Here is an 18,589-nt window from a genome sequence, read left to right on the forward strand (position 1 = left end):
TGTATGTCTCCTGTTATGTGAAGGTTTTGGTGGAGCCTGTCCGGTGACAGGTGATGGGAAAAATGCTCAGGAGGACGCCTGGTCCTCTTCTTTCTGCTGTGCCCTCATGACCTGGTGACGTTGCCAGTAGTAGCCGACGGCGCCCCTGAAGTTGTCTTTCTGCTTGCCAAGGCCCGCCACCTTGACCTTGGTGGTGCGCGCGCCCAGCATGCCCTTGTCGTGGTGCGTGACGATCAGCGTGTCGCCGAAACTGCCGTCCTTGTAGGTGAGGCCCTTCACCTCGTCCCACGCGATGGTCGAGCCGCCGTCCGCGCTCGGGTGCAGGCCGGTGTAGTCGATCACGATGCGCTCGCCGTTCTTCAGCGCGAACTCGACCGGCGGAAAGTGCCGCAGCACCACGACGCGCTCTTCCTCGGTGGCGGGTTCGTAGCGGTAGGCCAGGGCCAGGTCGTGGTTCTGCACGAAGCGCTGCTCGTACTCGCTCCACAGACGCTGCTCGATCGCGGGGGCCGTCTCGATGTCGTCGGCCCAGGTCGCTTGCGGTGCGGTCGCGACGATGGCGCCGTACACGCTCTCGGGCACATGGTGCTCGACGTTGCGCATGCGTTCGAGCAACGGCGGATGGCTGTCGTAGGGGTGGGGCACGTCGGCGGTCTTCATCGTCTCGATGAACGCCTCGGAGCTCGCGTAGGGCGGCAGCCCGTCGGCCACGAAGCTGGCGATGCCCAGCACGCCGTCGTGCTGGCGGTTTTGCGCGAAGAGCTTCTGCTCGACGTCGTTGCGGTAGCTCGCGTAGGCCGAGATCTTGATGAGCGACTGCACGATCGCGCTGGGGGCCGTGAGGCTCGCGGACACGCGGTCGGCCTTGTACTCGCGCTCGCGGCTGTCGCGCGCCAGGGCGAACTCGAAGATCATGCGATACAGGCGCAGCAGGTAGTGCGCCACGATGGTGAGGCCGCCGCTGCGCATCTTCCAGGTGTACTGGTCGAACTGCCGCAGCTTCGGGCCGAGCGCCGCGCTGCTGCGGGTGTCGCCGCCGCCCAGGTGGGCCAGCTCGTGCGCGAGCACCGCATCGGCCTCCGACTGGTCGAGCACGCGCAGCAGCGGAAGGCTCACGAAGAGCGTGCGGCCTTGCAGCGTGCGGCCGCCGACTTCGATGGGCGCTTCGGTCACGAAGAAATTGGTGTCGATGCCCGCGACGATCTGGTCGGGCGGCGCGGTCTGCACGCGGCCCGCGAGCTGGCGGATGCGCTCCCACAGGCGCGGCGCGTCGCCCTCGGCGATGAGCTCGCCGTCGATCGCGTTGACCGAGGGCAGCTTCTTGAACAGCGTGTACACCGCATAGAACACGGCCGCCGCGGCCGCCACGCCGGCGATGATGATCAGCTTGACGTAGTAGCTGTGCCAGAAGAAGGCGGTGAGCCAGAACGAGAGCCACACCAGCATCGCGCTCTGCAGCACGACCTCGATGGCGCTGGACACCGTCATGAGCCGCCAGCCCGCCACGAAGCTCGCGTAGCGCAGGCCCCGGTTGGCGAACGCCAGCGCGCCCAGTACCAGGGCCGCCGCGAGCAGCGCCGCGCCGAGCGCGAGCGTCCAGAGGGCGGCGCGGTCGGCCCAGTGGAACTGCCACTGCATCGAGTAGGGGCTGCACACCTTGTCGTGAAAGTTCTTGTCCTCTGGCGCGGTGGCGTCGCAGGCCTTGGAGAGCGGGTGGCTGCGGTAGAACGCGGTGGCTTGCGCCTTGTCGTCGGCGGAGAGGCGGGCATCCGAGTTGATGCGCTTTTCGATCGATTGCAGGAACTCGGCGTCCTGCGAGCGCAGTGCGTACTCGGTGAAGACCAGCGTCGCCGCCGGGATGGCGAAGAGCGACACGAGGGTCAGAAGAAACACGCGAAGCAGATCGGCATGGATCGTTCGGGCGAAGGCCATGGGTAACTCCTCCTGGAAGGCAGATGCTGTGAGTTGTTGTGAAAGCGGTCCGGGAAGCCGATAGGGTAGCCGCCGATCGTGTCGCCGCGCAATTGCGTGACACGTCAAGCACGTGCGGGCGCCGACCAGCCGGCAAATAAGGTTATCGCTTTTGCATCGTTCCACGGCCCGCAGCGCAGGTATAGCCTTCGGCGTCACGTATGCCTCCAACCACGCCTCCCACCTCTGCACCATCCCCTGTTTCTCCCTCGGGTTCGAGCCCTTCTCCGGTGGCCTGGATCGCCGGTGTCGGCGCCAGCGCGGGCCTGGGCGCAGCGCTCGCGCGGCGCTTCGCGGCCGAGGGATTTCTCGTCGCGCTGACCGGCCGCACGCAGGCCCAGTTGGCCGCGGTGGCCGCCGAAATCGAGGGCGCCGGCGGGCGCGCCCAGGTGTTCGCCGGTGACGTCGCCAGCGAGGCGGAGATGCATGGCATCGCTCAGCGCGTGAAGGCACTGGGCGCGCTCTCGGTCGCGATCTTCAATGCCTCGAGCGCGGTGCGCGCGCCGACGCTGGAGATTTCGGTCGACCAGTTCACGCAGGCCTGGCGCACCAGCGCGCTGGGCGGTTTCATCTTCGCGCGCGAAGCGCTGCAGGGCCTGCTGGCCAACGGCTTCGAGGCCACCGCACCGCGGGCGCGCGGCAGCCTGCTTTTCACCGGCGCCACCGCGGCGCTGCGCGGCAAGCCGCCGTTCGCCGCCTTCGCGGCGGCCAAGGCCAGCCTGCGCTCGCTCAGCCAGAGCCTGGCGCGCGAGTTCGGGCCAGAGGGCATTCACGTGGCGCACGTGGTGATCGATGGCGGCATCGACGGCGAGCGCCTGCGCAGCAACGCACCCCAACGCGTGGCGCAGGCGGGCGACGATGGCCTGCTGCAGCTGGAGGCCATCGCCGAGAACTACTGGCAGCTGCATGTGCAGCACCGCAGCGCGTGGACGCAGGAACTCGACCTGCGCCCGTTCAAGGAACCCTTCTGAGGAGTCATGCCGCATGGGCACCGCATCGAACGGCCACCTGGTGGCCGCCACGCTTTCCTCGGTGGAGGGCGAGCTCAATTACCTGAAGGCGGGGCAGGGCAGGCCGGTGAGCTACACCTTCGAGCCGCCGCCCGGCGTGCCCTGGGTGACCGGCGAGCTGGAGCCGCGCCGCGTGGCGATCCGCGACGGCCGCCCGCTCGTGGCGCTGCACGAGCTCTCGCTCGACCGCAGCGGCTTCACGCAGATCTCGCACCGCAGCGTGGTGGCCGACTTCTCGCACGATGCGACCATCCGCGACATCTACTACCGCGAAGCCGAGGCGCTGCTGCGCGACGTGACGGGCGCCGAGAAGATCGTCGTCTTCGACCACACGCTGCGCGACAGCGCGCAAGGCTCGCGCCGCACGGCCGAGCTGCGGGAGCCCGTGCGCCGGGTGCACAACGACCAGACCTTCGTCTCCGCGCCGCGCCGCGTGCGCGACCACCTGCCGCCCGACGAAGCCGAGGAGCGCCTGAAGCACCGCTTCGCCATCGTCAACCTGTGGCGCCCCCTGGCCACGGTGGAGCGCCTGCCGCTCGCGCTGTGCGATGCGCGCTCCATCGCGTTCGAGGACATGGTGCCCAGCGACCTGGTCTACCCCGACAGGGTGGGCGAGACCTATTCCTTCACCTGGAACCCGAAGCACCAGTGGTACTGGTTCCCGAGGCTGCGGCCCGATGAGGCGCTGCTCCTGAAGATCTACGACTCGCGCGAGGACGGCACCGCGCGCTTCACGGCGCACACCGCGTTCGAAGACCCGACCGGCGCCCGCGAAGCGCCGCCGCGCCGCAGCATCGAGCTGCGCGCGCTGGTGTTCTGGCCGGCCGCCTGAGTACGAAGTTCGTACGCCGCACGCAACGCGGCCTGCCAGTCGATTCTTTCGCCTGAATTAGTGCGGGCGCGCGGCCACGGGGCGCCCGACCCCACGCCTGCGCCGATCGCCTGGCTTGGCGACAATCGGGGCAATGCGTTCTTCCCCCTTCTTCAAGATGGCCCTCTTGCTGGGCCTGCTTTCGGCCATCGGGCCCTTCGCCATCGACATGTATCTGCCCGCGCTCCCCGCCATCGGGCAGAGCCTGCGCGCCGACATCGGCGCGGTGCAGATGAGCCTCACGGCGTTCTTCCTTTCGCTGGGCGCGGGCCAACTGCTCTACGGGCCGATCTCCGACATGGTCGGGCGCAAGCCGCCTCTCTATGCCGGGCTGGTGCTCTTCGCAGTGGCCAGCGTGGGCTGCGCCTTGGCCACCGACATCCAGACACTGATCGCGCTGCGCTTCATCCAGGGCCTGGGCGCGGCGGCCGGCATGGCGATTCCGCGCGCGGTCGTGCGCGACCTGCACACGGGCACCGACGCGGCGCGGCTGATGTCGCTGCTGATGCTGGTGTTCAGCGTGTCGCCGATCCTCGCGCCGCTCGCGGGCAGCGCGGTCATCGCGGTGGCGGGCTGGCGCGGCGTGTTCTGGGCGGTGACCATCGCCGCGGTGGCGGGCCTCGCGATGATGGTCAAGCTGCTCGACGAGACCCGGCCCGCCTCGGAGCGCGTCGAGAGCAGCCTGGGCAGCGCGCTCTCGGCCTACTGGCTGCTGTTGCGCGACACGCATTACCTCGGGCTGGTGTTCATCGGCAGCTTCGCGATGGCGGGCTTCTTCACCTACCTGGCCAATTCGTCGTTCGTGATGATCGACCACTACGGCCTCTCGCCAGCGCTCTACAGCGTGGCCTTCGGCGTGAATGCCGCGGCCTTCATCGGCGCCTCGCAGTTCACGGGTTCGCTCGGCGAGCGCTACGGGCTCGTCAACCTCGTGAAGTTCGGCGTGGCCTGCTGCGGCGCCGCGATGGTGGCGATGTTCGCGTACTTCGCCATGGGCGGCGACAGCATCTGGGTGCTCATCGTCCTGTACTTCATCGCCTCGGGCTTCATGGGCCTGGTGATCCCGACCACCGGCGTGCTCGCGCTGGAGATGCACGGCGCCATCGCGGGCACCGCCTCTGCGCTGCTCGGCACGCTGCAGATGCTGACGGGCGCACTCGCCATGGCGGTGGTGGGCTTCTTCACCGATGGCCGCCCGCTGCCGATGGTCGCCGGCATGGCCGCCGGCGCATTGATCGCGCTGGTGCTGACCTGGCTCACGCTGGGCAGCGTGCGCTCGGAACCCACACGAAGGACGCAGGAAGCGTGAGCTCGATACACCCAGGCGCCGCATTGGCAAGCGCCGAAGAAAACACCCTGAAACCCATCGACGGGCTGGCCTCGCCCGCGCGCGGCTGGGCCATGCTGGTCATCATCCTCGGGCTGATCGTGGCGGTGCTCGACGGCACCATCGTCAACCTGGCGCTGCCGGGCATCGCGCGCGAGTTGCAGGCCAGCCCCTCGCAGGCGATCTGGGTGGTCAACGCCTACCAGATCGCAACGCTGGTCATGCTGCTGCCGCTGGCGTCGCTCGGCGACCTGGTGGGCTACCGGCGCGTGTACCTCGTGGGCATGGCGGTGTTCGCGCTGTCGTCGCTGGCCGCCACCTTCGCCAACTCGCTCGGCACGCTGATCGCGGCGCGCGCCTTCCAGGGCCTGGGCGCAGCGGGGATCATGAGCGTCAACGCGGCGCTGGTGCGGCTCACGTACCCGTCGTCGCAGCTGGGCAAGGGCATGGCGATCAATTCGCTGGTGGTGGCCACGTCGTCGGTGGCCGGGCCCTCGGTGGCGGCGGCGATTCTCTCGGTGGCTTCGTGGCCGTGGCTCTTCGCCATCAACGTGCCGCTGGGCATCGTCACCTTCGCGCTGGGCATGAAGGCGCTGCCGTTCAACCGCGTGGCGCCGGCGGCGGGGCTCCGGTTCTCGCCCGTGGACGTGACGCTCAACGTGCTGATGTTCTCGCTGGTGTTCCTTGGCGTGGACCGGCTGGGCGTGCGCGAGGGTGGCGTGGACGGGGGCGGCTCGCACTGGTCCGCCTGGGTCATCCTGCTGGCCGGGCTGGCGGTGGGCTTCGTTTACCTGCGGCGCCAGCGCACGCAGGCGGTGCCGCTTTTCCCAATCGACCTGTTGCGCATTCCGGTCTTCGCGCTGTCCATGGGCACCTCGGTGGCCGCGTTCTGCGCGCAGATGCTGGCCTACATCGCGCTGCCGTTCCTGCTGCTCGATGTGTACGGCCGCAGCCACATCGAGGCGGGCCTGCTCATCACCGCGTGGCCCCTGGCCATCGTGGTGATGGCGCCCATCGCGGGGAAGCTGATCGGCAAGTACCCGGATGGCCTGCTCGGCGGCATCGGGCTCGGCCTGCTGGCGGCGGGCCTCGCGCTGCTGGCCGCGCTGCCGGCGCATCCGGGCAATGCCGACATCGCCTGGCGCATGGCGCTGTGCGGGCTGGGCTTCGGGCTGTTCCAGTCGCCCAACAACCACACCATCGTCAGCTCGCCGCCCGCGCACCGAAGCGGTGCAGCCAGCGGCATGCTGGGCACGGCCCGGCTCACGGGCCAGACCCTGGGCGCCGTGGTGCTGGCGGGGGTCTTCAGCGTCTGGAGCCCGCACGGCGGGCATGGCCCGGTGGTGGCGCTGGTGCTGGCCGCCTGCTGCGCGGCGGTGGCGGCGGTCTTCAGCAGTCTGCGATTGAAGACGACAAACCCGCACCACTGAATAGGGTAGGGTACGGCCCCATGAAGGAAGTACCTGACACGGTGGTCTGCCCGGGTTGTGACGCGGTCTACGCCCGCACGCCCCTCGCGCCGCGCGACGTGGCCCGCTGCCCGCGCTGCGGCACCGAGCTGGACAGGCACCCCGGCGCGCAGCAGCAGCGCATCCTGCCGCTCACGGTGACCAGCCTCATCATGTTCGCCATCGCCAACCTGTTTCCGATCGTGGAGATCGAGCTGCGGGGCCTCACCAGCCAGACCACGCTGGCCGGCGCGGTGGTGGTGCTGGCGGGCGAGGGCATGTCGGTGGTGGCGCTGCTGGTGCTGGCCACGACCATCCTCTTTCCGCTGCTGCAGCTGTGCATCCTGGCCTACCTCCTGATTCCGCTGCGCCGCGAGCACCGGCCGCTGGGCTTCGCGCTGCTGGTGCGCATGATGCAGTCGCTGCGCCCGTGGGGAATGATCGAGGTGTTCCTGCTCGGCGTGCTGGTGGCCATCGTCAAGCTCTCCAGCATGGCGACCGTGGTGCCGGGGCCGGCGCTCTGGGCCTTCATGGCGCTCACGGTCACGCTGACGGCGGTGCTGTCGTTCAACCCGGGCGCGTTCTGGGAGATGACCTACCGGGCCGCCGGCAATGAGGAGAAGGAGGCTTCCGCATGAGGCTCTTTCCCCGTTCCTTTCGCTTTCGCAGGATGCGCGAACCGGTGCCGGCCGATGAAGCGCACCACCTGCACGATCACGATCACGACGCGCCCGTCGCCACCGCCGCATCGCTCGGCCTGCTGGCCTGCCCGCACTGCGCGGCCGTCTGGCAAAACGCCGAAGAGGGCGACGCCTGCGGCCGCTGCGGCACGCACCTGCACACGCGCAAGCCCCAGAGCCTCACGCGCACCTGGGCGTTCCTGATCGCGGCCTGCATCATGTACATCCCGGCGAACCTGCTGCCGGTGATGATCACGCGCACGCTCTTCGGCGCGCAGTACGACACCATCCTGAGCGGGGTGATCTATTTTTGGGTGTCGGGTGCCTACGGCCTGGCGGCCATCGTCTTCATCGCGAGCTTCCTGGTGCCGCTGTTCAAGCTGGCGGTGCTCTTCTTGCTTGTGGTGACGGCCCAGCGCGGCAGCAGCTGGCGGCAGCACGAGCGGGCAAAGCTGTATCACATCATCGAGATCATCGGCCGCTGGTCGATGCTCGACGTGTTCGTGGTGTCGCTGCTGACCGGGCTGGTGCAGATCCAGGGCTTCGCGGTCATCACCGCGGGCGTGGGCATCGCGGCCTTCGGCTCGGTGGTGGTGCTGACCATGCTGGCCTCGCTGAGCTTCGATCCGAAGCTCACCTGGGACAGCAAGGAGGCGCAGGCGGTGCAAGAGAGTTTCGAGAACAGGGAAGAACAAGCAGCATGAGTGAAGAAGATCCGCAACCGCAAGACAAACCGGCGCCGTCCGCGCCCCAGTCCGCGCCCCCATCTGCGCCCCCATTGCCCAAACCCCAGGTCAAGCGCCGCCGCGAATGGTTGCCCTCGCTGATCTGGCTCATCCCCATCGTGGCCGCGCTCGTGGGCGTGACGCTGGTCGCGCGCATCCTGCTGGAGCGCGGCCCCGAGATCGTGCTCACCTTCAAGACCGCCGAGGGCCTGGAGGCGGGCAAGACGGCGGTGAAATACAAGGACGTGCAGATCGGCCTCGTGCAGAGCCTGCGCCTGGCGCGCGACCGCTCGCACGTGCGCGTGCTGGTGCAGCTGAACAAGGACGCCGACGGCTTCACCGCGCAGGACTCGCGCTTCTGGGTCGTGCGGCCGCGCCTGGACACCTCGGGCATCTCCGGCCTGGGCACGCTGCTGTCGGGCGCCTACATCGGCGCCGACGCGGGCACCGCGACCGAGACGGCCGGTGAATTCACCGGGCTCGAAACGCCCCCCATCGTCACGCGCGACGCCTCGGGCCAGCAGTTCCTGCTGCGTGCGACCGACATCGGCTCGCTCGACGTGGGCTCGCCCGTGTACTTCCGCCGCATCAAGGTCGGCCAGGTGGCCGCGTTCGAACTCGACGGCGACGGCCGCGGCGTCACGCTGCGCGTGTTCGTCAACGCGCCCTACGACAAGTTCGTGGGCGTCAACACGCGCTTCTGGCAGGCCAGCGGCATCGATGCGCAGCTGAGCGCCAGCGGCTTCACGCTGCGCACGCAGTCGCTCGCAACCATCCTGCTCGGCGGCATCGCGTTCCAGGCGCCCGAAGACGCGATGGGGCCGCTCGCCAAGGAAAACACCGCCTTCATGCTCGCGCAGGACGAAGCCGCGGCGATGAAGGAGCCCGACGGGCCGTCGCAGACGCTCCTGATGTACTTCAACCAGTCGCTGCGCGGCCTCGTGCCCGGCGCGCCGGTCGATTTCCGCGGCGTGGTGATCGGCGAGGTCAAGTCGATCGGCGTGGAGTTCGACCGCGCCGAGCGCGAGTTCCGCATGCCGGTGCTGGTGCAGGTCTACCCGGACCGCCTGCGCCGCCGCGAGAACGGGCAGCCGCCGGGCGCCGAGTCGCGCGTCACGCAGCAGGAGCGCCTGCGCTTCCTGGCCGAGAAGGGACTGCGCGCGCAGCTGCGCAACGGCAACCTGCTGACCGGCTCGGTCTATGTGGCGCTCGACTTCTTCCCGAAGGCGCCGCCCGCCAAGATCGACCTGGCCAAGAGCCCGATCGAGCTGCCCACGATGCCCAACAGCCTCGACGAGATCCAGTCGCAGGTGCAGGAGATCGCGAGCAAGCTCAACAAGGTGCCCTACGAGCAGATCGCGGCGGACTTGCGCACCACGCTCGCCACGCTCAACAAGACGCTCACCAGCGCCGAGCAGACCGTCACGCGCATCAACAACGACGTGACGCCCGAGCTGGCCGCGGCCATGAAGGACGTGCGCAAGACCGTGAACACGGCCGAGCGCACGCTGGCCGACGATTCGCCGCTGCAGCAGGACATGCGCCAGACGCTGCAGGAGCTGACCCGCGCCGCGGGCTCGGTGCGCGTGCTGACCGACTACCTGGAGCGCCATCCCGAGTCGCTGCTGCGCGGCAAACCGGACGACAAGAAATGATGAAGAACTTCGCTTTCGGAAAATTCGGAAACCCCGCGCTGGCCGTTGCAGCCGCGCTGCTGGCATTGGCCGGCTGCGCGAGCAAGCCCGACAACTACTACACGCTCGCCAGCCCGGTCGCAGCCGCCGATACGGCACCGTCGACGCTGGGCAGCCCCGCGCCGCTCTACGTCGAGCTCGCACCGGTGGCGGTGCCCGAGCGCTTCGCACGGCCGCAGATGGTGGTGCGCCGGCCGGGCGGCAGCGTGCAGGTCGAGGTGCTGGAGCAGCACCGCTGGGCCTCGTCGTTCGAGAACGAGCTGCGCGATGCGCTCGCGAGCAACATTTCCGCGCGGCTCGGCGCGCTCGACGTGACCAAGGGCGGCCGGCAGACCTCGCAACCGGTCTGGCGCATCGCGGTGCAACTGCGGCAGTTCGATGCGGTCGATGGCGGGCGCGTCGATGCGAGCTTCAGCTGGACGCTGCGCCGCTCCGACGAGGCGCGCACTGTTGTCTGCCAGCTGAACGTCGGCGAACCGGTCGGCAGCGGCATGGACGCCGTGGCGCAAGGCGCCCAGCGCGTGACGGCCGCGGCGGCCGCGGCCATGGCGCGCAGCGTGAGCGCGGCGCGTGCGAACCCGGCATCGACGGCATGCACGCTCTGACCTTTTTTCTTTCTCTCTCCCCCGCTGGGGGAGGGCAGGGGTGGGGGCACGACGGCGCTTGCAAATGCACGGCGCCCCGTTGGAAGATGCCCCCATCCCAACCTTCCCCCAGAGGGGGAAGGGGCAAGACCGAAGTCCAATAGAGAGATAGACAGATCGGAGACCCCATGGCACAGATCGGCAAGGCGCCCTGCGACGACACGCTGATCCTGCATGGCGCCGGGGCGCAAGAAAGCGCGTGCCCCGAGGCTTCCAAGCCGTGGGTGCTGGCCGCGGCCATCGTCGGCTCGAGCATGGCCTTCATCGACGGCACGGTGGTCAATGTCGCGCTGCCGGCCATCCAGTCCGACCTCAAGGCCACGGCCTTCCAGGCGCAGTGGGTGGTCGAGTCGTATGCCTTGCTGCTGGCGGCGCTGCTGCTGGTGGGCGGGGCGCTCGGCGACCACTACGGCCGGCGCCGCATCTTCGCCATCGGCGTGGGCCTCTTCGCGCTCTCCTCGGTGGCCTGCGGGCTGGCGGCCGATGTGCACCAGCTCATCGCCGCGCGTGCCGTGCAGGGCATCGGCGGGGCGCTGCTGGTGCCCGGGAGCCTCGCGCTCATCAGCGCGGCGTTTCCCGAGAAGGAGCGCGGCAAGGCCATCGGCACCTGGTCGGGCTTCAGCGGCATCACGGCGGCCGTGGGGCCGGTGCTGGGCGGCTTTCTGGTCGATCACATCTCCTGGACCTGGGCCTTCTACATCAACGTGCCGATGGCGCTGCTGGTGCTGTGGATCACTTGGCGCCACGTGCCCGAGAGCCACGGCGCATCGGCCAGCGGCGGGCTCGACGTGTGGGGCGCGCTGCTCGCCACCGCCGGGCTGGGCGGCGTGGTCTATGCCTTCATCGAGGCGCCCACGCAGGGCTGGAACTCGCCGTACGTGCTCGCGGCGCTGGCCGTCGGCGTCGTGGGCAGTGCGGCCTTCATCGTGGTGGAGCGCAAGGCGCGCACGCCGATGCTGCCGCTGGGCCTGCTGCGCATCGGCAACTTCAGCGGCGCGAACCTGCTGACTTTGCTGCTCTACGCGGCGCTCGGCGGCGGGCTGTATTTCTTCCCGCTCAACATGATCCAGGTGCAGGGCTACTCGGCCACCGCGGCGGGCGCGGCGCTCTTGCCGTTCATCTTCATCATGTTCGCGCTCTCGGGCTGGGCCGGGCAACTGGTCGACCGCTTCGGGCCGCGCCTGCCGCTGGTCATCGGGCCGGCCATCGCTGCTGCGGGGTTCGTGCTGTTCGCGGTGCCGGGCGTCGGCGCGAGCTACTGGAGCGGCTTTCTGCCCGCCGTCGTGGTGCTGGGTCTGGGCATGGCGGTGACGGTGGCGCCGCTCACCACCACCGTCATGAACGCGGTCGGCCTCGACCTCGCGGGCGTGGCCTCGGGCGTCAACAACGCGGTGTCGCGCGCGGCGGCGGTGCTGGCGATCGCGGTGTTCGGCGCGGTCATGGCGTGGGCCTTCGATGCCGCGCTGGCCGATGGCTTGCGCGAGATGGGCGCCTCGGCCGAGGTGTCGAAGTTTCTCGAAGGCGAGCGCAGCAAGCTGGCCGGCGCGGTGATGCCGCCGGGCATCGATGCGGCCACCGCCGCGTCCGTCAAGCGCGCCGTGGCCGAGTCGTTCGTGGCGGGCTTTCGCTGGGTGATGCTGCTGAGCGCAGGGCTCGCGGTGCTCAGTGCGTTGAGCGCGTGGCTGATGATCGGCCGCGGACCCGCCGCACCACCGGCCGACGAAAAACGATAGGCCAAGCACAAGCCGATGACAGCCCGACGTATAGACCTGCTCAATACGACACAGAAGATTTTTGAATTGGATCGATAGCAGCCGCCAGTGATTTACTCCGCCCGGAGTTGCAAAAAGCCACGCGAAGAAGCGGGCAACACGGGATTCATCCAACGTTCACGCGATGAGGAGACATCACATGAAGCCATCGATCCGCGCCGGCCTGGCGTGCCTGTTCACTGCGCTCGCGGGCCATGCGGCCGCCGCGCCGCTCGACGCGTTCACGCTCTCGCCGAATGCGGCGATCTCGGGCTACAACGTCGAGAACCTCGCGCAGTCCACACCCGAGATGTGCGCCACGGCCTGCCTTGCGGCGCCGCGGTCGAACTGGTGCGTGTCGTTCGATTTCAACAAGACCAACCAGAGCTGCGACCTGAGCGACAAACGCCCGGAGGACGTCGGCGGTTTGAAGACTGACTACCCCGGCAACCCCTACGACCACTACAGCCTGAAGCCCGATCCACTGAAGGCGTTCACGCGCACGCCCGATGCGGCCATCAGCGGCCACAACACCGAGACCCTGCAGGCCGTGACACCCGCGGACTGCGCCACCGCCTGCACCGACGCGAGCCGCACCGCATGGTGCAAGTCCTTCGACTATCACAAGACCCCGCAGCGCTGCGACCTGAGCGACAAGCGCGCGAGCGACGTCGGCGGCCTGAAGACCGACTACGCCGGCAACCCCTACGACCACTACGCGCTCATCGCAGGCGAGGGCGTTCCCAACCCCGTGCCGGGCAACAAGCACGTGCTGCTCATCGGCATCGACGGCCTGCGCGGCGACGCGGTCCAGTGCCAGGGCTGCGTGCAGACGCCCGCCATGTCGGCGCTGATCGCGGGCGGCGCCTTCCACGGCAACGTGCTCGCGGGCGGCACCCAGCAAGCGACCGTGAGCGGCCCCGGCTGGTCGTCGGTGTTCACCGGCTTCTGGGCCGACAAGCACGGCGTGACCTCGAACGACACCGGCCTCGTGCTCAAGAAGACGCACGTGTTCGACCTCATCAAGCAGGCCTGGCCCACGGCCACGACGGCGGTGGTGGGCGACTGGTTCAACATCACCCACAACCTGCGCCCCGCGAAGGCCGACTTCGTCGTGGCCAACGCGGCCAAGAACTCGCAGCAGGCCACCGATGCCGTCAAGGGCTGGCTCGGCTGGAAGAACCCGCCGACGGCCATCTTCTACTACCTGCACAACGTGGACATCCACGCGCCGAGCTACGACCCGCTGAACGCCAACTACCGCAGCAAGATCGCAGGCGAAGACCAGCAGATCGCGCAAGTGCTCGCGGCGCTGACCGCACGGCCGAACTACGCGAACGAGGAGTGGCTGATCGTCGTGACCTCCGACCACGGCGGCACCGGCAGCAGCCACGGCGGACAGACCGCCGCGGAGCGCGACACCTTGCTCATCCTCAACAACAACTACGCGAACCCGCTCAAGCCCAGCTATTGCCAGGGCAACCTGAGCGCCACCGCGATGCTGCAGGTGGACGGCGCGACGCCGCACATCCTCGATTTCATGGGCCTGCCCAACGCCACCGAGGGGCACAAGCACCCGAGTTGCGGACAGTAGTCAGAGCACTGGTCGATCGCCCGATAGCCAGCAGCGCGCCCAAGTGCGCAGGGCATCGGGTGCTCCCCGCAGCGAAATCAAGGAGGAGGGCGAAGCCCGGGGGACATTCGCGGAGGGGAGCACCCGGTGGCCTGTGCACGCCGCCCCGAACAGGGCCTCACGAAGCCCGCCACTCCAGCAAGAGCTCATCGAGCTCGCCCCACAGCGGATCGCATTGCCCCTTGCGAAACGCCGCAGCCCGAAACGTCGGGTGCTCGCCGCGATAGGTGTCCCACAGCTGCCGATGCCCATCGGCCACGCAGGCCCGCACATTCGCAAGCCGGTCCGCCGCCTTGACCACGAGCGCGAGCTCTTCATCGCCCGACACCTGCGCCATCGCCGCATAGGTCTTGGCCTTGCGCTCCTTGCGGTTGGCGCCGGGCGCATCGGTCAACAGCGACACGCACCGGGCCACCAGGTCGCCGAACCGCGCTTGCACATCCGACACCGTGGCATCGGTGTCCTCCACCACGTCGTGCAGGTAGCCGACGACCTGCGCCTTCTCGCCGTAGGGCTGGAGCAGGGCGACCACCGCGTCCAGATGGTGAACGTAGGGATGCGGGCCGTATTTCTGGTCGCCATGCATCGCGATGGCGTAAGTGCGCGCGGCTTCGGGTGTCGATGAGGTCATGGGGGCATCCGTGAGCTGGTTTTTCCATTCTGCCTTTGCGGCCTGCCGATTTACCTCGTTTACGGAGGAAAACACCTATCGGAATCGCATTGCCGCCATTCTTGTGTATCGATACAGTAAATCGTTCCACCAAAAGCGCCAGACCGAGCAACCGAATGGGCAATCGACCCACAGGAGACAACACCATGACCCCGATTTCACGCCGCCAGTTCGTCCAGTCTTCCTCGGCGCTGTCGCTTGCGATGGCGACCGCAGGCCTTCCGCAAGGCGCGTCCGCGCAGGAGAAAACCGTGGTGCTGCGCCTGTCGTCGTCCCACGTGGCCGACCTCAATTCGTCGCACTTCGCGTGGTCGCAGCTGATGCAGGCCAACCTGAAGAAAGCGGTGGGCGAGCAGATCCGCATCGACTACTTTCCGAACAACCAGCTGGGCAAGGAAAGCGACGTGGTGCAGCAGGTGAAGGTGGGCTCCATCGACATGATGCTCACCGGCTCCTCGATCTGGGCCACGGTGACGCCGCAGCTGGGCATGCTCGACCTGGGCTACGTGTTCGACAGCTACGAGCACGCCGCGCGCGCGCTCGACAGCGGCGTGGGCGGCAAGCTCAACGACATGCTCGTCAAAAGCACCGGCTGCCAGGTCATCACCTGGGGCGCGCACTACGGCGCGCGCAACGTGTACACCAAGCAGCCGGTGAAGTCGCTCGCCGACGTGAAGAACGTCAAGCTGCGCGTGCTGCCCACGCCCGCCTTCATCGAGACCTTCAAGATCATGGGCGCCATTCCCACGCCCATCTCCTTCGGCGAGCTCTACATGGCCGCGCAGACCGGCGTGGTCGACGGCTTCGAGCACGATGCGGCCACGGTGCTCGCGAGCAAGCTCAACGAGGTCGTCAAGTACTGCTGGATGACCGAGCACCTGTTCAGCCCGATGGTCTGCGTGGCCGGCAAGCGCGCGATGGACAAGATCCCCGCCACGCTGCGCCCCGCGTTCCTGAAGGCCGCCGCCGACTCCACGCTGCAGCAGCGCGAGATCGGCACGCAGAAAGGCCTGCAGGCCATCGAGGAGCTCAAGAAGCTGGGCATCGTCTTCACGCCGATGGCCAAGAGCGAGCGCGACTTCGTGCGCAAGGAAATGGAAACGCGCCTCTGGTCGGGCTTTGCCAAGCAGTACCCGGAGACGGGGCCGCTGTTCGCCGCCATCACCGCCGCGCGCGCCTGAGCGGCCATGTCGAGCCTCTCGATTTCGCCGGTGGCCATGGAGCCCGCGCTCGGCTTCGACGTCACCCGCGCCTCCGGCCGGTGGCTGGCCTGGCTGATGCGCATGACCGAGTACGTGGCCGGCGTGGTGCTGGCCGTCGACGTCATCGTCGTCTTCATCTCGGTGGTGTTCCGCTACTTCCTTCACGACCCCTTCGACTGGGCGGAGGAGGTGGCGCGCGCGCTCATGATCATCCAGGTGTTCTTCGGCGCGGCCACCGTGCTCGCGCGCAGCCAGCACGTGGGCGTGGACCTGTTCCGCGGCCTCCTGCCGGCGCGCTGGCAGCCGGCGCTGATCCAGTTCGGCAGCTGGATCATCGTGGGCGTGTCGGCGAGCCTCTTCGCCTCGTCGTGCGAGCTCCTGCTCGACTCGTACAACATGACCACGCCGATCGGCATGCCGCAGTGGATCTATGTGTACCCCGTGACCATCGGCAGCCTGTTCATGACGCTGTTCGGCCTGGCCAATGCGATCAACGGGCCGGCGCGCATGGTGTGGTCGACGCTGGGCGTGGGCGTCGCGCTCACGGCCGCGGTCGTCGCATGGAACACGCTCGTGCCGAACCACGGGATTCCTCCATGGGCGCTGCTCACCGCGGGCTTTCTCGGCGGCATGGCGCTGGGCATGCCGATCGCGTTCGTGCTGGCGCTCTCGTCGCTGGTGTTCTTCATGGCCGATCCGTCGCTGCCGATGCTTGTGTATTCGCAGCAGGTGATGGCGGGCACCGACCACTACGTGCTGCTGGCGATTCCGTTCTTCGTGCTCGCGGGGTTGCTGATGGAGGCCAACGGCATGTCGTCGCGGCTCATCGAGCTGCTCTTGCGCATGTTCGGGCGGCTGCGCGGCGGGCTCGGGCTCATCACCATCACGGCGACGGCGTTCTTCTCGGGCGTCTCGGGTTCCAAGCTCGCGGACATCGCGGCGGTGGGCGGCATCATCATGCCGGCCGTGCGCAAGACCAAGCAGGACCCGAACGAGACGGCGGGCCTCCTGGCCTGCACCGCGGTGATGGCCGAGACGATCCCGCCCTGCATCAACATGATCATCATGGGGTTCGTGGCCAACATCTCGATCGCTGGGCTCTTCATGGCGGGGCTGGTGCCCGCGGTGGTGCTGGCGCTGTCGCTGGCCGCGGTCACGATCTACGTGGGCACCAAGATCAACCCCGACGAAGCCTTCGACGTGCGCACGCCGACGTTCCGGCTGCTGGGCGGCGCGTTCGTGGCGCTTCTCATGGTCGCGATGATCGGCAAGGGCGTGACCTCGGGCATCGCGACATCGACCGAGGTGTCGTCGTTCGCGGTGATCTACGCGCTGGTGGTCGGGTGGCTCGCCTTCAGGGAGCTCACGGTGAAGTCGGTGGCGCGCCTGTTCGTGCGCTCGGCGTCGATGGCCGGGGGCATTCTCTTCATCGTGGCGGCGGCGTCGAGCCTGTCGTTCGCGCTCACGATCCAGCAGATTCCGCAGTACCTGTCGGAGTTCATGATCGGCTTTGCGCACTCGTACGGCAGCACGATGTTCGTGATGCTGTCGGTGCTCATCATGATCGTGTTCGGCGCCATCCTGGAGGGCGCGCCCGCGCTCATTATCTTCGGGCCCTTGCTGACGCCGATCGCCTCGCAGCTGGGCGTGAATCCGCTGCACTTCGGCACGGTGATGGTCATTGCCATGGGCTTCGGCCTCTTCGCGCCGCCCGTGGGCCTGGGGCTTTTCGCGACCTGCGCGATCACCGGCACGCAGGTGAAGGACGTGGCCCGGCCGATGATGAAATACCTGGCCGTGTTGTTCGTTACGCTCGTGGTGCTGGTGCTCGTGCCCGCGTTCTCCACGTGGCTGCCGACGCGCATGGGCTTGTGACGACGATGAAAACAGGAAGGATTCCGTGAGCAGAATCACCGATGTGGCCCAGAGGGCCGGGGTGTCGACCAGCACCGTCTCGAACGTGTTGAACGGCCGCAGCGACCGCATGGCCGCCGAGACGCTGGCGCGCGTGGAGGCGGCGATCCGCGAGCTCAAGTACCGGCCCAACACCTCGGCGCGGCAGTTGAAGACGGGGCACACGCCGCTCCTGGGCCTCCTGGTGCCGTCGATGGCCAACCCGATGTACGGCTTCATTGCGCGCGAGGTCGAGACGCTCGCGCAGGAGCGCTACGGCTTTCGCATCATGATCGGCAACACCTACCGCGATGCCGAGAAGGAAAAGCACTTCTTCGAAGACCTGATGGCGCACGGCGTGCGCGGCGTGATCATCATCTCGTCGCTGGTGGACGAGCAGCACGTGGAGGCCGCGGCCGAGCGCGGGCTGGTGGTGGTGAGCTACGACCGGCGCGCAACGTCGGGTATGCCTTCGGTCATCGATCACGTGACCGTCGACAGCTTCGAGTCGTCGCGCATCGCGACGACGCACCTCATCGAGCAAGGGCACCGACGCCTCGCGTTCGTCACGCCCTCGGGCCGCACCATGAGCCGGAACGAGAAGATCAACGGCTTTCTCGCCGCGGCGAAAAGCGCCGGCCTCGAAGCGAGCGCGCAGGTCGTCGAGGGCCTGCCGGTCGACGAGTACGGCGATTCGATGATGAGCGAGCTGGGCCGCATGCAGGCCGGCCTGCTCGCGAAATCGCCCGACCACCCCACGGGCGTGATCGGCGTGAACGACCTGCTGGCCTTCGGCCTCATGGCGGGGTTTCGCGATGCCGGGCTCTCGGTGCCGCGCGATGTGTCGGTCATCGGCATCGACAACGTGTTTCTCTCCACGCTCATGTACCCGGCGATGACCTCGGTGCGCGTGCCGGTGCCCGAGATGGCGCAGGTGATGGTCGAGCGGGTGATGAGCCGGCTGGCCGACGCGTCGCTGCCGACCGAGGAGTTCGTCTTTGCGCCCACGCTGGTGGCGCGCGATTCGGTGGCGCCGCCGCGCGCCTAGTCTTCTTTCCGGAAATTTCCTT

General features: G+C 68.2%; 15 protein-coding genes. 13 read left to right on the forward strand and 2 right to left on the reverse strand.

The window, feature by feature from the left end:
• Window positions 1–66 precede the first annotated feature (66 nt).
• A complete protein-coding gene (locus ACZYRS_RS17245; RefSeq protein WP_463420212.1) occupies window positions 67–1,932 on the reverse strand; it encodes a M48 family metallopeptidase in 1,866 nt (621 codons plus the stop codon).
• 200 nt (window positions 1,933–2,132) lie between these two features.
• On the opposite strand from ACZYRS_RS17245, the gene ACZYRS_RS17250 reads away from it, so the two are divergent.
• The 10 genes from ACZYRS_RS17250 to ACZYRS_RS17295 all read left to right on the forward strand — a co-directional run bounded on the left by ACZYRS_RS17250 (window position 2,133) and on the right by ACZYRS_RS17295 (window position 13,715).
• Window positions 2,133–2,942, forward strand: a complete 810-nt coding sequence (locus tag ACZYRS_RS17250; protein ID WP_463420213.1) for an SDR family NAD(P)-dependent oxidoreductase — start codon at window positions 2,133–2,135, stop codon at window positions 2,940–2,942.
• Window positions 2,943–2,955: 13 nt separating this feature from the next.
• On the forward strand, window positions 2,956–3,813 hold the full coding sequence (locus ACZYRS_RS17255) for a CmcJ/NvfI family oxidoreductase (RefSeq protein WP_198783736.1): 858 nt from the start codon (window positions 2,956–2,958) through the stop codon (window positions 3,811–3,813).
• Between the two features lie 133 nt (window positions 3,814–3,946).
• Complete coding sequence (locus ACZYRS_RS17260; protein ID WP_463420214.1) at window positions 3,947–5,161, forward strand: multidrug effflux MFS transporter; 1,215 nt, start codon at window positions 3,947–3,949, stop codon at window positions 5,159–5,161.
• Window positions 5,162–5,253: 92 nt separating this feature from the next.
• Window positions 5,254–6,609 carry an MFS transporter gene (locus ACZYRS_RS17265; protein ID WP_463422498.1) on the forward strand — a complete coding sequence of 452 codons (1,356 nt, stop codon included), beginning with the start codon at window positions 5,254–5,256 and terminating at the stop codon, window positions 6,607–6,609.
• Window positions 6,610–6,629: 20 nt separating this feature from the next.
• Window positions 6,630–7,265 (forward strand): paraquat-inducible protein A, encoded by a 636-nt coding sequence (locus ACZYRS_RS17270; protein WP_463420215.1) that lies wholly within the window; start codon window positions 6,630–6,632, stop codon window positions 7,263–7,265.
• Between the two features lie 32 nt (window positions 7,266–7,297).
• On the forward strand, window positions 7,298–8,011 hold the full coding sequence (locus tag ACZYRS_RS17275) for a paraquat-inducible protein A (RefSeq protein ID WP_463422499.1): 714 nt from the start codon (window positions 7,298–7,300) through the stop codon (window positions 8,009–8,011).
• Window positions 8,008–9,687 carry a PqiB family protein gene (locus tag ACZYRS_RS17280; protein WP_463420216.1) on the forward strand — a complete coding sequence of 560 codons (1,680 nt, stop codon included), beginning with the start codon at window positions 8,008–8,010 and terminating at the stop codon, window positions 9,685–9,687. Before ACZYRS_RS17275 ends, ACZYRS_RS17280 begins: the two co-directional genes overlap by 4 nt.
• Complete coding sequence (locus ACZYRS_RS17285) at window positions 9,684–10,331, forward strand: PqiC family protein (RefSeq protein ID WP_463420217.1); 648 nt, start codon at window positions 9,684–9,686, stop codon at window positions 10,329–10,331. The genes ACZYRS_RS17280 and ACZYRS_RS17285 overlap by 4 nt, the downstream gene beginning before the upstream one ends.
• Window positions 10,332–10,498: 167 nt before the next feature.
• The gene (locus ACZYRS_RS17290; RefSeq protein ID WP_463420218.1) at window positions 10,499–12,103 is read left to right on the forward strand and encodes an MFS transporter; all 1,605 of its coding nucleotides are present in this window, start codon (window positions 10,499–10,501) and stop codon (window positions 12,101–12,103) included.
• A 178-nt stretch (window positions 12,104–12,281) separates the two neighbouring features.
• Window positions 12,282–13,715: a PAN domain-containing protein gene (locus tag ACZYRS_RS17295; protein ID WP_463420219.1), complete on the forward strand. Its 1,434-nt coding sequence runs from the start codon at window positions 12,282–12,284 to the stop codon at window positions 13,713–13,715.
• 157 nt (window positions 13,716–13,872) lie between these two features.
• Here the strand turns inward: ACZYRS_RS17295 and ACZYRS_RS17300 are convergent, their stop codons facing one another.
• The gene (locus tag ACZYRS_RS17300) at window positions 13,873–14,385 is read right to left on the reverse strand and encodes an HD domain-containing protein (RefSeq protein WP_463420220.1); all 513 of its coding nucleotides are present in this window, start codon (window positions 14,383–14,385) and stop codon (window positions 13,873–13,875) included.
• Window positions 14,386–14,570: 185 nt separating this feature from the next.
• Here ACZYRS_RS17300 and ACZYRS_RS17305 point away from each other — a divergent pair, with 185 nt between their 5' ends.
• Genes ACZYRS_RS17305 through ACZYRS_RS17315 form a run of 3 tightly spaced genes read left to right on the forward strand, consistent with a single transcriptional unit; the run spans window position 14,571 to window position 18,567 of the window.
• Window positions 14,571–15,605 carry a TRAP transporter substrate-binding protein gene (locus tag ACZYRS_RS17305; protein ID WP_463420221.1) on the forward strand — a complete coding sequence of 345 codons (1,035 nt, stop codon included), beginning with the start codon at window positions 14,571–14,573 and terminating at the stop codon, window positions 15,603–15,605.
• 6 nt (window positions 15,606–15,611) lie between these two features.
• On the forward strand, window positions 15,612–17,501 hold the full coding sequence (locus ACZYRS_RS17310) for a TRAP transporter large permease (RefSeq protein ID WP_463420222.1): 1,890 nt from the start codon (window positions 15,612–15,614) through the stop codon (window positions 17,499–17,501).
• A gap of 25 nt (window positions 17,502–17,526) precedes the next feature.
• Window positions 17,527–18,567, forward strand: coding sequence for a LacI family DNA-binding transcriptional regulator (locus ACZYRS_RS17315; protein ID WP_463420223.1), 1,041 nt, complete (start codon window positions 17,527–17,529; stop codon window positions 18,565–18,567).
• Window positions 18,568–18,589: the final 22 nt, after the last annotated feature.

It is taken from the genome of Variovorax sp. AC194 (assembly GCF_979257995.1).

Excerpts from the sequence above, each read along its gene's own strand:
- ACZYRS_RS17245 (WP_463420212.1), bottom strand. The coding sequence starts at position 1,932 with ATGGCCTTCGCCCGAACGATCCATGCCGATCTGCTTCGCGTGTTTCTT.
- ACZYRS_RS17265 (WP_463422498.1), top strand. The coding sequence starts at position 5,254 with ATGCTGGTCATCATCCTCGGGCTGATCGTGGCGGTGCTCGACGGCACC.
- ACZYRS_RS17290 (WP_463420218.1), top strand. The coding sequence starts at position 10,499 with ATGGCACAGATCGGCAAGGCGCCCTGCGACGACACGCTGATCCTGCAT.
- ACZYRS_RS17260 (WP_463420214.1), top strand. The coding sequence starts at position 3,947 with ATGCGTTCTTCCCCCTTCTTCAAGATGGCCCTCTTGCTGGGCCTGCTT.
- ACZYRS_RS17255 (WP_198783736.1), top strand. The coding sequence starts at position 2,956 with ATGGGCACCGCATCGAACGGCCACCTGGTGGCCGCCACGCTTTCCTCG.
- ACZYRS_RS17300 (WP_463420220.1), bottom strand. The coding sequence starts at position 14,385 with ATGACCTCATCGACACCCGAAGCCGCGCGCACTTACGCCATCGCGATG.
- ACZYRS_RS17285 (WP_463420217.1), top strand. The coding sequence starts at position 9,684 with ATGATGAAGAACTTCGCTTTCGGAAAATTCGGAAACCCCGCGCTGGCC.
- ACZYRS_RS17310 (WP_463420222.1), top strand. The coding sequence starts at position 15,612 with ATGTCGAGCCTCTCGATTTCGCCGGTGGCCATGGAGCCCGCGCTCGGC.
- ACZYRS_RS17270 (WP_463420215.1), top strand. The coding sequence starts at position 6,630 with ATGAAGGAAGTACCTGACACGGTGGTCTGCCCGGGTTGTGACGCGGTC.
- ACZYRS_RS17280 (WP_463420216.1), top strand. The coding sequence starts at position 8,008 with ATGAGTGAAGAAGATCCGCAACCGCAAGACAAACCGGCGCCGTCCGCG.
- ACZYRS_RS17295 (WP_463420219.1), top strand. The coding sequence starts at position 12,282 with ATGAAGCCATCGATCCGCGCCGGCCTGGCGTGCCTGTTCACTGCGCTC.
- ACZYRS_RS17250 (WP_463420213.1), top strand. The coding sequence starts at position 2,133 with ATGCCTCCAACCACGCCTCCCACCTCTGCACCATCCCCTGTTTCTCCC.
- ACZYRS_RS17305 (WP_463420221.1), top strand. The coding sequence starts at position 14,571 with ATGACCCCGATTTCACGCCGCCAGTTCGTCCAGTCTTCCTCGGCGCTG.
- ACZYRS_RS17275 (WP_463422499.1), top strand. The coding sequence starts at position 7,298 with ATGCGCGAACCGGTGCCGGCCGATGAAGCGCACCACCTGCACGATCAC.